This is a genomic window from Pseudomonas sp. FA117 (assembly GCF_057370475.1).
In genome coordinates, this window is sequence record NZ_CM170675.1 from 971,169 (window position 1) to 983,535 (window position 12,367).

The 12,367-nt window shown below is 66.8% G+C and carries 14 protein-coding genes and 1 tRNA gene; 8 read left to right on the top strand and 7 right to left on the bottom strand.

Features of this window, described 5'->3' with window-relative positions:
* Position 1: 1 nt before the first annotated feature.
* The 5 genes from phnL (at position 2) to AC1TXO_RS04535 (ending at position 5,231) form a co-directional block, all read left to right on the top strand.
* Entirely contained in the window at positions 2 to 730 is a 729-nt protein-coding gene (gene phnL, locus AC1TXO_RS04515; RefSeq protein WP_486406786.1) for a phosphonate C-P lyase system protein PhnL, read from the top strand.
* Positions 727 to 1,872 (top strand): alpha-D-ribose 1-methylphosphonate 5-triphosphate diphosphatase, encoded by a 1,146-nt coding sequence (locus AC1TXO_RS04520; protein WP_486405218.1) that lies wholly within the window; start codon positions 727 to 729, stop codon positions 1,870 to 1,872. The genes phnL and AC1TXO_RS04520 overlap by 4 nt, the downstream gene beginning before the upstream one ends.
* Positions 1,872 to 2,432, top strand: a complete 561-nt coding sequence (gene phnN, locus AC1TXO_RS04525; RefSeq protein WP_486405219.1) for a phosphonate metabolism protein/1,5-bisphosphokinase (PRPP-forming) PhnN — start codon at positions 1,872 to 1,874, stop codon at positions 2,430 to 2,432. Before AC1TXO_RS04520 ends, phnN begins: the two co-directional genes overlap by 1 nt.
* The gene (phnP, locus tag AC1TXO_RS04530; protein WP_486405220.1) at positions 2,423 to 3,172 is read left to right on the top strand and encodes a phosphonate metabolism protein PhnP; all 750 of its coding nucleotides are present in this window, start codon (positions 2,423 to 2,425) and stop codon (positions 3,170 to 3,172) included. The genes phnN and phnP overlap by 10 nt, the downstream gene beginning before the upstream one ends.
* 133 nt (positions 3,173 to 3,305) lie before the next feature.
* Positions 3,306 to 5,231 (top strand): multicopper oxidase family protein, encoded by a 1,926-nt coding sequence (locus tag AC1TXO_RS04535; protein ID WP_486405221.1) that lies wholly within the window; start codon positions 3,306 to 3,308, stop codon positions 5,229 to 5,231.
* 36 nt (positions 5,232 to 5,267) lie between these two features.
* On the opposite strand, the gene AC1TXO_RS04540 is transcribed toward AC1TXO_RS04535, so the two are convergent.
* The 3 genes from AC1TXO_RS04540 to AC1TXO_RS04550 all read right to left on the bottom strand — a co-directional run bounded on the left by AC1TXO_RS04540 (position 5,268) and on the right by AC1TXO_RS04550 (position 7,594).
* Positions 5,268 to 6,563 (bottom strand): NAD(P)/FAD-dependent oxidoreductase, encoded by a 1,296-nt coding sequence (locus AC1TXO_RS04540; protein ID WP_486405222.1) that lies wholly within the window; start codon positions 6,561 to 6,563, stop codon positions 5,268 to 5,270.
* Positions 6,564 to 6,647: 84 nt separating this feature from the next.
* Positions 6,648 to 6,821 carry a DUF3094 family protein gene (locus AC1TXO_RS04545; protein WP_054895237.1) on the bottom strand — a complete coding sequence of 58 codons (174 nt, stop codon included), beginning with the start codon at positions 6,819 to 6,821 and terminating at the stop codon, positions 6,648 to 6,650.
* Between the two features lie 143 nt (positions 6,822 to 6,964).
* Positions 6,965 to 7,594 carry a DUF1780 domain-containing protein gene (locus tag AC1TXO_RS04550; RefSeq protein ID WP_065863331.1) on the bottom strand — a complete coding sequence of 210 codons (630 nt, stop codon included), beginning with the start codon at positions 7,592 to 7,594 and terminating at the stop codon, positions 6,965 to 6,967.
* 112 nt (positions 7,595 to 7,706) lie between these two features.
* Here AC1TXO_RS04550 and AC1TXO_RS04555 point away from each other — a divergent pair, with 112 nt between their 5' ends.
* Positions 7,707 to 8,402 (top strand): energy-coupling factor ABC transporter permease, encoded by a 696-nt coding sequence (locus AC1TXO_RS04555; RefSeq protein ID WP_486405223.1) that lies wholly within the window; start codon positions 7,707 to 7,709, stop codon positions 8,400 to 8,402.
* Positions 8,403 to 8,594: 192 nt separating this feature from the next.
* On the opposite strand, the gene yacG is transcribed toward AC1TXO_RS04555, so the two are convergent.
* Genes yacG through AC1TXO_RS04575 form a run of 4 tightly spaced genes read right to left on the bottom strand, consistent with a single transcriptional unit; the run spans position 8,595 to position 11,491 of the window.
* A complete protein-coding gene (yacG, locus tag AC1TXO_RS04560) occupies positions 8,595 to 8,795 on the bottom strand; it encodes a DNA gyrase inhibitor YacG (RefSeq protein ID WP_486405224.1) in 201 nt (66 codons plus the stop codon).
* Complete coding sequence (coaE, locus tag AC1TXO_RS04565) at positions 8,792 to 9,415, bottom strand: dephospho-CoA kinase (protein WP_486405225.1); 624 nt, start codon at positions 9,413 to 9,415, stop codon at positions 8,792 to 8,794. The genes yacG and coaE overlap by 4 nt, the downstream gene beginning before the upstream one ends.
* The gene (locus AC1TXO_RS04570) at positions 9,415 to 10,281 is read right to left on the bottom strand and encodes a prepilin peptidase (RefSeq protein WP_486405226.1); all 867 of its coding nucleotides are present in this window, start codon (positions 10,279 to 10,281) and stop codon (positions 9,415 to 9,417) included. Before AC1TXO_RS04570 ends, coaE begins: the two co-directional genes overlap by 1 nt.
* A gap of 1 nt (position 10,282) precedes the next feature.
* Positions 10,283 to 11,491 (bottom strand): type II secretion system F family protein, encoded by a 1,209-nt coding sequence (locus AC1TXO_RS04575; protein ID WP_486405227.1) that lies wholly within the window; start codon positions 11,489 to 11,491, stop codon positions 10,283 to 10,285.
* 212 nt (positions 11,492 to 11,703) lie between these two features.
* Between AC1TXO_RS04575 and AC1TXO_RS04580 the strand changes: the two genes are divergently transcribed.
* Both AC1TXO_RS04580 and AC1TXO_RS04585 read left to right on the top strand, forming a co-directional pair.
* Positions 11,704 to 12,144 (top strand): pilin, encoded by a 441-nt coding sequence (locus AC1TXO_RS04580; RefSeq protein ID WP_486405228.1) that lies wholly within the window; start codon positions 11,704 to 11,706, stop codon positions 12,142 to 12,144.
* Between the two features lie 52 nt (positions 12,145 to 12,196).
* Positions 12,197 to 12,272 (top strand) — tRNA-Thr (locus AC1TXO_RS04585).
* Positions 12,273 to 12,367: the final 95 nt, after the last annotated feature.

A 12,367-nucleotide genomic window follows, 5' to 3' on the forward strand; every position in this document is an offset into this window, starting at 1 on the left:
GATGAACTGCGTGATCGAGGTCAGCGGCCTCTCCAAGACCTTCACCCTGCACCAGCACCACGGCGTGGTGCTCGATGTGCTGCGCGGGCTGTCGTTCAGCGTCGAGGCCGGGCAATGCCTGGTGCTGCACGGCCCTTCCGGGGCGGGCAAGAGCACCTTGCTGCGCACCTTGTACGGCAACTACCTGGCGGCGGGTGGCAGCATCCGCGTGCGGCACGACGGCGGCTGGCTCGAGCTGGTCGGTGCCGAGCCACGGCAGATCCTCGGCGTGCGCCAGCGCAGCCTGGGCTATGTCAGCCAGTTCCTGCGGGTCATTCCGCGCGTGGCCACGCTCGACGTGGTGATGGAGCCGGCCCTGGCCCGCGGCTGGAGCAAGGCCCAGGCCCGCCAGCGCGCCGAAAGCCTGCTGACGCGGCTGAACATTCCCCAGCGCCTGTGGCCACTGGCGCCGGGCACCTTCTCCGGTGGCGAGCAGCAGCGGGTCAACATCGCCCGCGGCTTCATGGTCGAGTGGCCGCTGCTGCTGCTCGACGAGCCCACTGCCTCGCTGGACGACACCAACCGCCAGGTGGTGCTGGAACTGATCGGTGAGGCCAAGGCCGCCGGCACCGCCGTCATCGGCATTTTCCACGACCGGCTGGCGCGCGAGGCCGTGGCCGACCGCTGGCTGGACATGAGCGAACAGGTCACGGCCCTGCAGGGGCCGGGCGAACAGGAGTACTGTGCATGAGCAACGAAACGATTCTGAGTAATGCCCGGGTAGTCACCGCCGAAGGCGAATTCCACGGCAGCGTGATGCTGCGCGACGGCTTCATCGCCGCGCTCGACGAAGGCGCCAGCCAGCTGCCACAAGCTCTCGACCTGGGCGGCGACTACCTGTTGCCCGGGCTGGTCGAGCTGCACACCGACAACCTGGAAAAGTACCTCGGCCCACGCCCCGGCGTGGACTGGCCCTCGGCCCCGGCGGTGCTGGCGCACGATGCGCAGATCATCGCCTCGGGCATCACCACGGTGTTCGATGCCCTGTCGATCGGTGACGTGAACCCCAAGGGCAAGCGCATGCAGCAGTTGCCGGGCATGGTCGCGGCCATCGCCGCCGCCAGCGCAGCCGGGCAGACCCGCGCCGAGCACCGCCTGCACCTGCGCTGCGAAGTCTGCCATCCCGACACCCTCGGCGTGTTCCGCGACCTGGTCGAGCACCCGCTGGTGCAACTGGTGTCGACCATGGACCACTCGCCGGGCCAGCGCCAGTTCGCCCTGGAGTCCAAGTACCGCGAGTACTACATGGGCAAGTACCACCTGAGCGAAGAGCAGATGAGCGCGTTCATCGTCGAACAGGTGGCCAACTCGCAGGTCTACAGTGATCGTTACCGCAAGGCCATCGTCGAACACTGCCTGGCCCGTGGCCTGTCGGTGGCCAGCCACGACGACGCCACGGTCGCGCATGTCGAGGAGTCGGCGGGCTTCGGCATGAGCATCGCCGAGTTCCCCACCACCCTGGAAGCGGCGCGGGCCTGCCAGAGGCTGGACATGAAAGTGCTGATGGGCGCGCCGAACATCGTGCGCGGCGGATCGCACTCGGGCAACGTGGCGGCGGCCGACTTGGCGCGCGAGGGGCTGCTCGATATCCTCTCCAGCGACTACTATCCGGCGAGCCTGCTGCACGCGGCGTTCATCCTCGGTATGGCCGGGGAGGGGGGCATCGGCTTGCCGCGCGCGATGCACATGGTCAGTGGCGCGCCGGCACGCGCGGCGGGGCTGCAGGACCGTGGCGATATCCGCGTCGGCCTGCGCGCCGACCTGCTGCAGGTGCGGTATGACGGCGTGCCACTGGTGCGTCAGGTATGGCGAGAAGCGAAGAGGGTGTACTGATGGCAGGCAGGTTGATCTACCTGATCGGGCCGTCCGGATCCGGCAAGGACAGCCTGCTGGACGCCGCCCGTGAACAACTGACGGCACGCAACTGCTGCATTGCCAGGCGGGTCATCACCCGGTCCGCCGAGGCGATGGGCGAAGCGGCCCTGGCAGTGAGCGCCGCGCAGTTCGAGCAGATGCGCGAGGATGGCGCGTTCGCCTTGCACTGGCAGGCCAACGGCTTGCACTACGGCATCCCGCGGGTCATCGATCAGTGGCTGGCCGAAGGGCAGGACGTGCTGGTCAATGGCTCGCGGGGTTACCTGGACAAGGCCCGGCAACGCTATCCGCACTTGCAGGTGGTGCTGCTCAGCGTCGAGCACGACGTGCTGCGCCAGCGCCTGCTGGCGCGGGGGCGGGAGTCGCAGGTGGAGGTGGAGGCACGGCTGGCGCGCAATGCCCGCTTTGCCAGCGAAGCGCATCAGGCCGACCCCACGCTGCTGGTGCTGGACAACTCCGGGCCGCTGGCCGACACCGTTGCGCGCTTGCTCGCGCACCTGGAGCGGCCATGCGCCTGACCCTGCTCGGCACCGGCGATGCGCGCCAGGTGCCGGTGTATGGCTGCAGCTGCCGCGCCTGCGAGCGCGCCCGTCACCAGCCACGCCACCGGCGCCTGCCGTGCAGCGCGCTGGTCGAATGCGGCGGGCAACGCTGGCTGCTCGACAGCGGCCTGCCCGACCTCACCGAGCGTTTCCCGCCGCGCAGTTTCGCCGGCATTCTCCAGACCCACTACCACGCCGATCACGCCCAGGGCCTGCTGCACCTGCGCTGGGGGCAGGGGCTGGTGCTGCCCGTGTACGGGCCGGCCGACCCGGAGGGCCTGGCGGATTTGTACAAGCACCCCGGAATTCTCGATTTCAGCCAGCCGTTCGCGCCGTTCGAGCGACGGGCACTGGGCGAGTTGACGGTGACGGCCTTGCCGCTGGTGCATTCCAAACCGACCTTCGGCTATCTGCTGGAGGGCGAGGGGCGGCGGATCGCCTACCTGACCGACACCGTCGGTTTGCCGGAGGCGACCTTCGAAGCGTTGCAGGCCGTGGCACTGGATGTACTGGTGCTGGACTGCTCGATGCCGCCGCAGCCGGTTGCGCCGCGTAACCACAACGACCTGACCCTGGCGCTGCAGATCATCGAGCGCCTGGCACCGGCCAGCGGGGTGCTGACCCATGTCGGGCATACGCTCGATGCCTGGCTGATCGACCATCCCGACGCGCTTGATGCGCGGGTGCAGGTCGCCTTCGACGGTATGGCGCTATAGCTGGCCGGGTGAATGGCCGAAGGTGGGCTATGGTTCAGGTGTGCAGGGAAGCACTTGTGGTGGTCGCGGGCTGGATGGCTTGAAGGTGTCTTGATCGTTTCCCATTGCATCGCCAACCAATGGAGAGACGAACATGCAGCGCCTGAAGCCTGTCCTGCAGGCTACCTTGACATTCGCCGCCCTGGCCGCAGGCATCGACGGCCTGCGCGCCGCGCCCGACCCGCGCCCATTCGCCAACCCGCCACAGCTGGCCCCCAGGCCGGCCCTGGACAACATCCACGCCGGGCGTGAGCATGTGTTCGACCTGGCCATCCAGTACACCGAGAACACCCTGCATGACCCGGTCACTGGCGAACGGGTGCCGGTCTACCTGCGCAGCTACACCGGGCTCAACATCGGCCCCGGCCAGCCCCTGGTGGCGCCGACCCTGGAGGTGAGCCCTGGCGATACCGTGCGCCTGAACCTGCATAACCGCCTGCCCGACGATGACAGCTGCCTGGACCACGGGCACGCACCGAACGCCCCCCACTGCTTCAATGGCACCAACCTGCACACCCATGGTTTGTGGATAAACCCAGCCGGCAACAGCGACAACGTGCTGCTGTCGATCAACCCCGGGGTCAGCTTCGAGTACGAGTACAACATCCCCGCCGACCACCCGGCCGGGACCTTCTGGTACCACACGCACCGCCATGGTTCCACTGCCATGCAGGTGGCCAGCGGCATGGCCGGGGCACTGATCGTACGGGGCGAGCGCGTACCCACCGAGGACAGCAACGGCGACCTCGACACCTTGCTCAGGCCCAGCGCCGAGCAGCCGTTCACCGAGCGCCTGCTGGTGCTGCAGCAGATTCCCTACGCCTGTGGCGACAAGGCTGGCGGGCTGCCCGAGGGCGATCTGCAATGGCAGTGCCGGGAGGGGCAGGTCGGGCTGGTGGAGTCCTACCGGCAATTCGCTGCGGGCGCCTGGGCAGCCTCCGGCCGCTTCACCAGCATCAATGGCGAAGTCCAGCCCACCTTCGGCGATGCCCGTGCAGGCCAGGTCGAGCGTTGGCGGCTGATTCATGCGGGCCTGCGCGACACGATCAACCTCAGCTTCTACAGGATGAAGGACGGGCCGGGCATCGGTATCGAGGGTGAGGCGGCTATCTCGGCACTTGAACAGCGCTGTACCGGCACGCCGGTGCCGTTTCATGTGGTTGCCGACGACGGCCTTACCCTGGCCCAGGCGCGGCAACAGAAGCACAGCGTACTGCAGACGGGCTACCGCCACGATCTGTTGGTGGTATTTCCCGAGGCGGGCACCTACTGCGTGGTCGACGAAGACTTCGTCGGCACCGGCAGCATCAATCTCGAAGCCAACGAGCGGCAGGTCATCGGCATCGTCGAGGTGGGGGAGGGCAGCCCGGTCGACGACATCCATCGCCATCTCACCGAGCAATTGGTGCGCGCGGCGCAGCGCGTCTTTACCGAGCCCCTGCGTTCACAGATCGTCAGGGACCTTCGCGATCACCTCAAGCTGACCCGCTTCATCCCGCACGTTGATATCGTGGCGGATGAGCTGGTGCCCGAAAGGCAGCAACTGGTGTTCTTCATCGACAACACCCGCACGCCGCCGAGCTTCGAGGTCGGCACCACGCTTGACGACACCAAGCCTTACGACCCGGCGAAGATCGACCGCACCCTGGTGCTCGGCCAGGCCCAGCAATGGGAGTTGCAGTCGGGGCTGGCCAACCACCCGTTCCACATTCACGTCAATCCGTTCCAGATCGACAGGGTCATCGCGCCGGACGGCACCGACCTCAGTGCGCCCGGTGCGGTGGACGTGGATGGTGATGACCAGTATGCGGGGCTGAAGGGGGCGTGGAAGGATACGCTGATGGTCAAAGGGCCGTCGCAGGCCGGGGGCGGGCGCTACACGGTGTACGTCAACACCCGCTACCAGCGCTACATCGGCGACTTCGTGCTGCACTGCCACATCCTCGACCACGAGGACCAGGGGATGATGGAGAACGTGCGCATCGTGCTGCCGGACAGGGCGCCCGGCAAGCATCATTGATCGGGGCCGGCGTACGGCCCCGCCGGTGGCGGCCGGTCAGTGCAGCTTCAGCCGCGGCTCGGTGCCGCGGCCGATCTTGCTGCCGATCATCAGCATCGCCGTGCGGAACACCCCGTACAGGGCCATCTGGTGCATGCGGTACAGCGACACGTAGAACATCCGCGCCAGCCAGCCCTCCAGCATCACGCTGCCGGTCAGGTTGCCCATCAGGTTGCCCACCGCCGAGAAGCGCGACAGCGACACCAGCGAGCCGTAGTCCTTGTACGTGTAGCTGAGCAGCGGCTTGTTCTCCAGCCGCGCCTTCAGGCTCTTGGCCAGCATCGAGGCCTGCTGGTGAGCGGCCTGCGCCCGCGGCGGCACGTTGCGGTCGCTGCCCGGCTGCGGGCAGGCCGCGCAGTCACCGAAGGCGAAGATAGCGTCATCGCGGGTGGTCTGCAGGGTCGGGCGCACCACCAGCTGGTTGATGCGGTTGGTCTCCAGCCCGTCGATGTCCTTGAGGAAGCCCGGGGCACGGATGCCCGCCGCCCACACCTTGAGGCTCGCCTGGATCACCTCGCCGGTGGCGGTCTTCAGGCCTTCCTCGGTCACTTCGCTGACCGCAGCGTTGGTCATCACCGTCACCCCGAGCTTCTCCAGGGTCTTGTGCACCGGCACGCTGATGCGCTCCGGCAGCGCCGGCAGCACGCGCGGGCCGGCCTCGATCAGGGTGATGTGCATGTCCTTGGGCTGGATGCGGTCCAGGCCATAGGCGGCCAGCTCGTGCGCCGCGTTGTGCAGCTCGGCGGCCAGCTCCACGCCGGTGGCACCGGCACCGACGATGGCCACGCTGATCTTCTCGCTGGCCTGATCGCCGGCGTGGGCGCGCAGGTAGTGATTGAGCAACTGCTGGTGGAAGCGCTCGGCCTGCTTGCGGCTGTCGAGGAACAGGCAGTGCTGCGCCGCGCCCAGGGTGCCGAAGTCGTTGGTGCTGCTGCCCACGGCGATCACCAGGGTGTCGTAGCCCAGGGTGCGCGCCGGCAGCAGCTCGCGGCCATCTTCGTCGAGGGTGGCGGCCAGCTGGATCTGCTTGCCTTCACGGTCCAGGCCGCTCATGCGCCCCAGCTGGAAGTTGAAGTGGTTCCACTTGGCTTGGGCCACGTAGTTCAGCTCGTCTTCCGAGGAATTGAGCGAGCCGGCGGCCACTTCGTGCAGCAGCGGTTTCCAGATGTGCGTCAGGTTGGCGTCGACCAGGGTGATCTCGGCGCGCTTGCGCTTGCCCAGGCTTTTACCCAGGCGGGTCGCCAGTTCCACGCCGCCGGCGCCGCCGCCGACAATCACGATGCGATGAGTCATGGGGATATCTCACAAGTTTTACGGAATTCGTGGACACAAGGTCCGGCCGCTTCGGGCAAGAGGGGCGGGCGAGCGCAAGGCAGCTCATAGCACCAGTCCACTCAGCAGGCGGCTCAACAGGCCCAGACCGATGGTCACGATCACCACCAGGGCAAGGAGCAGCCAGGGCCGGAAAGGCTTGCGCTCGACTTGATGCTGGGGGGCTCGCAGATACTCATCCACGCGACGCTGATCTTCCGGATTCAGGCGGCTGGTCATGGTGGGCCTCATTGATAGACGCTTTGGACGACGAGAACGCTACAACCGTTCCTGCAGCGTTTTCGGAAGCTCTTGAAACAAATGATAATACCTTTCATCTCCGCCGCCGAGTGTACGCCATCGCAAACACACCCGGCACGCGATCAAAGACTGATACCGACGTCGAACAGGATGCTGCGCCCCAGGTTGCCGCGCAGGAAATCCGGGGCGTCGGGGTGGGCGAACAGCACCCGGGCGAAGGTCGGCCCCACCAGCGACAGCGAGCGCCAGCCCTGGCGCAGGTATTCGGTGGGGGGCGGGAAGTGGCTGTTGAGGTCGAGCACCTCGCGCTTTAGGCTGGCGAAGGCGATGATGTCCAGCTCGCTCAGGTCCAGCCCGCGTTCGCGGTAGTTGTGCGCCTTCTTGCGCAGGGTCGGCGCCAGGCGCGCGAGCAGTTCCTGGGCGCTGATCCGCCGCGGCCGCGCCTCGCGGCGCACCAGCTGGGCCAGGGAGAAGGCGCTGCGCCGGCGCTGCAGTTCCTCGCGCCATTCGTCGTTCAGGCGCCGCCCCTCGTCGAGCACGAAGAACACCTCGAACGCCGCATCGCGAAACAGCACGTCCGGCGGTTCCTGCCCGGCGGGGGTGAAGTCTTCGCTGCGGTAGGGAATGTTCAGCCCTTGCAGCAGGCGCTGGCAGACCCAACGCTCACGCTCCCACTTGCGGGCATTGGACAGGAACGCATTGGCTTGTTCGGCCTGGATGGTAAGCAGGCGCAGGTAGTCTGAGTCATCCATGAAAACAAGCTTAGCCTGCAATTGTGAAGGATAAGGGCTTGTTTGTTCGTGGGAATCGCCACCGGGGAATGGGTGTAGACTGGAAACAGTCCGACATGCACGCGAGGTCGCGGTGATCAGCGCACAGGTCCTGTCTTCCACCAGCCTCACCCTCGGCTGGCTGGCCTACGTTCCCCTGCTGATCTGGGCAGCCAGCCGTACCCGCTGGGTCGAGCTGTTCAGCGACACCCGCCGCCAGCACCTGCTGTTCGGCACCGTGTTCGGCCTGTTCGCGCTATGGCTGGTGCGGCGCGATTTCGACACCGGCGTGTCGTACCACTTCCTCGGCATGACCGCCGTGACCCTGCTGCTGGACTGGCCGCTGGCCATTCTCGGTGGTTTTCTCGCCCAGCTCGGCCTGCTCGCCCTCGGCCGTCAGGACCTCGCGGCGCTGGGCGTCAACGGCCTGTTGATCATCGGCCTGCCGGTGCTGGTCACCGAGCTGTGCGCGATCCTGGTCGAACGCGCCCAGCCGCGTAACCTGTTCGTCTATATCTTCTGTTCGGGATTCTTCGCCGCCGCCCTGGCGACCTTGCTGTGCCTGATGGCTGCGCTGGGCCTGCTGTGGCTGGACGGCCTGTTCGCCATGCCCGAGTGGCTCGGCGATTTCGTCGGCTACCTGTGGCTGATGATGTTCCCCGAGGCGTTCATCAACGGCACCATCATCAGCGCCCTGGTGGTGTTCCGCCCCGAGTGGCTGGAAACCTTCAACCGCACCCGCTACCTGCAGGCGCCGTGGAAGGATGACGAAGGCCAGGGGAGGGACTGAATCACCTGTAAAAATCCCCGTGGAACCCCCTTGTGGAGCCCCTGTCTTGCTCAAAATCCAAAGGCCAGTCCAGGCCTTTGGGTGCAGCTGTCTTGCCCAAAATCCAAAGATCAGCCCAATCCCTGTGGGAGCGGGCTTGTCCCGCGATCACCGGCAAAGCCGGTGCCATTCACCACCCGCCCCCCAGTCAAATCAATGCCGAGGCTCAAGATCCCCCGAATACAGCTCATCCTCCGACTCCGGCGCCGCCGGAATCTTGTGCTCTTCAGACGCCCAGGCCCCCAGGTCGATCAGCTTGCAGCGATCCGAGCAGAATGGCCGGTTCGGGCTCTTTTCGCTCCATTCCACAGGTGCGCCACAGGTCGGGCAGTCGACGGTCATTGGCTGGCTCAAGGCTGGCCTCCTCGCAAAGTCAGGTAAAAGGCATGCAACCGATCGATCTGCGCATGCAGCCACGGCAGGTCACGGTCATTGACCACCACATCGTCGGCATGGCGCAGACGCTCCTCACGCGCCAACTGCGCCTTGAGAATCGCCTGCACCTGTTCCTCGCTGGTGTTGTCGCGCAGCAGGGTACGCGCGATCTGCACGTCCTGCGGCACATCGATCACCAGGATGCGCTGGGTCTTCTGGTACTGGACCGACTCGATCAGCAGCGGCGACACGTACACCGCATAGGGCGACTCGGCCTTGGCCAGGTAGCTGAAGATCTCCTGCCCGATCAGCGGGTGCAAAAGCTGCTCGAGCCAGCGCCGCTGCGCCGGGTCGGCGAAGATCTGCTGGCGCAGGGCCGAGCGATCGAGCGTGCCATCGTCCAGCAGCACCCCGGCACCGAAGCGCTCGACGATGCGCGCCAGCGCCGGCCGACCCGGCTCGACCACCCAGCGCGCGGCCTGGTCGGCGTCCACCAGGTGCACGCCAAGCTCGACGAAACGCTCGGCGGCAGCGCTCTTGCCGCTGCCGATGCCGCCGGTCAGCCCGAGAATCCAGGGAGTAAATGCAGCAGTGGTCATCAGTATCCAAGCAGTTGCATGTAGGAAGCGTACATTTCATCACCCCAGAGCCATGCGATCCAGCCCGCAATGGCCAGATAGGGTCCGAAAGGCATCGTCGTGCCCAGCGGAGCCCGGCGCAGGCGCAGCAGGCACAGGCCGATCACCGCCCCCACCAGCGACGACAACAGCAGCGTCAGCGGCAACAGCTGCCAGCCGCCCCAGGCCCCGAGCAGTGCCAGCAGCTTGAAGTCGCCATAGCCCAGCCCCTCCTTGCCGGTAACCAGGCGGAACACCCAGTACACCGACCACAGGCTCAGGTAGCCGATCACCGCGCCCCACAGCGCATCGGCCAGCGGCACGAACACCCCGAAGGCATTGACCACCAACCCCAGCCACAGCGTCGGCAGCACCAGCACGTCCGGCAGCAGTTGATGGTCGGCATCGATCAGGCTCAAGGCCAGCAGGCACCAGGTCAGCACCAGCGCCAGCAGTGCCTGCACGCTGACCCCGAAGTGCCACGCCACCAGCAGCGCCAGCCCGGCACTGGCCAGTTCCACCAGCGGATAGCGCGGGCTGATCGGCCCCTTGCACGCCGAGCACCGCCCGCGCAGCGCCAGGTAGCTCAGCACCGGGATGTTTTCCCACGCACGAATCGAATGCCCGCAGCCAGGGCAGTGCGAGCCCGGCAGGCACAGGTCGTAACGCGCATGCGCCTGCGCCGGCAGCCCCAGTACTTCGCGCGCCTCGTCCTGCCACTGACGCTCCAGCATCCGCGGCAAACGGTGCACCAGCACGTTGAGGAAGCTGCCCACCAGCAGCCCGAGCACGGTCACGCCCACCAGGAAAAACACCGGCTCGAGGGTCAGGAAAGTCCACAGGTTCATGTCAGATCAAGCTACCCAACTGGAAGATCGGCAAGTACATGGCCACCACCAGGCCACCCACCAGCACACCAAGGACCAGCACGATGGCGGGCTCCAGCAGGCTGGTCAACTGTTCCAGCGCCTGCCCCACCTGTTCCTCGTAATGACAGGCCGCCTTGTCCAGCATCGTATCCAGCGTGCCGCTGGACTCACCGATCGCCGTCAACTGCACCAGCAACGGCGCGAACAACGGTTCCAGCGCCATCGCCTGATGCAGCCCCAGGCCACTGGCCATGCCCTGGCGCAACTGCCGTATCGCCCGCTCGTGCAAGGCATCGCCACTGACCGCCGCCACCGTCTCCAGCGCATCGAGCAGCGCCACCCCGGCACCGTAGGCCGTGCCCAGGCTGCGTGCAAAGCGCGCCAGCGCCGCATGGCTGAGCAGGCGCCCGAACACCGGCAGGCGCAGCGCCAGGCGCAACATCCACAAGCGCCCCGGCAGATGCTCGCGATAAAGCTTGCGCAGCGCCAGCCCGGCCAGCCCTCCCACCGCCAGCCCCGCCAGCAGATGCCGGCCCAGCCCCTCGGAGAGGTCGATCACCCACTGGGTGAACGCCGGCAATTCCTTGCCCACCCCCGCAAACACCCCCTCGAAGCGCGGCACCACCTCCAGCAACAGCAGCGCCGACACCCCCAGCCCCGTCAGCAGCAGGATCAACGGATAGAGCATCGCCTTGCGCACCTTGCGCCGCAGCGCCTGACGCTGCTCGAGCATGTCCGCCAGCTGTTCCAGCTGTCGGTTCAGCGTGCCCGACTGCTCGCCCACCCGCACCAGGTTGCAGTACAAGGCATCGAACCAGCGCGGGTGCCGCTGCAGCGCCTCGGCCAGGCCCAGCCCCGCCGCCACATCCTGCTGCAGCCGCTCGAGCAGACCCACCAGCCCCGCATCCGCGCCGCTGCGCCCCATCACCTCGAAGGCCTGCAGCAACGGCACCCCCGCCTTGAGCAAGGTCGCCAGCTGGCGGGAAAACCCCGGCGCATCGGCCTTCTCCGGCCGCACCCGTAGTCGCCATCCAGCGCCCGCCACCGGCCACACCCGCGCCCCGCGAATCCCCTGGCGCAGCAACCCCGCCCGCACCAACGCCGGGCTGCGCCCCTGCACCTGCCCACGCACCCGCGCGCCCTGCGCATCCGAGCCTTCCCACGCATACAACCGAGTCGAACCAGCCATGCCGCACTCCTTGCCACACCCCGACAAGCCAGGTAACAGCTTGCCGCGCCCGTCCCTGGGCAGAAATTCCAGACGCTCACTAGAGTAGATCAGCGGACACGACGTCCCACCGCGCAGGGGTGACAAAAGGTGTCCATTGGGCTCTACTGCGCCCCAGCCGGCCCGACCCGCCTAGCGGCTCGCAGCCTGACCGAATCGACAAGGAACCTGTTATGAAAGGGCAACGCGGTATCACCCTGATCGAACTGATGATCGTCGTCGCGATCATCGGCATCCTCGCCACCATCGCCATCCCCATGTACACCAACCACCAGGCCCGCGCCAAAGCCGCCGCCGGCCTGCTTGAGATCTCCGCCCTCAAGACCCCGATGGACCTGCGCCTGAACGAAGGCAAGGACGTCGCCGACGTCGCCGCCCTCGGCGGCCAGCCCACCACCAGCCACTGCGCCATCGTCGCCAGCGGCAACGCCGCCGCCGGCACCGCCAGCATCGCCTGCACCCTGGCCGATGCCCCGGCCAACGTAGTGGGCAAGCAGATGACCCTGACCCGCTCGGCCACCGGCTGGGCATGCAGCACCGACATCGAAGAAGACCTCGCACCCACTGGCTGCACCGCATTGGCGGGGCAGGGCGCAGAGCAGGGCAATAAGTGAAGGGAAACAGGGGTTTGCAGATGTGCGGCGGCAGTGGTAGCGTTGCGCTCACGCCGGTGTAGCTCAGTCGGTAGAGCAGCGCACTCGTAACGCGAAGGTCGCAGGTTCGATTCCTGTCTCCGGCACCAGTTCAGGTTCCAGCGAAGGCTACCAAAATCTCTGGAACCCCCGTAAAATCCGCCTTCTGGCGGGTTTTTTCGTTATGGCGTTCTGTCGGATTCCG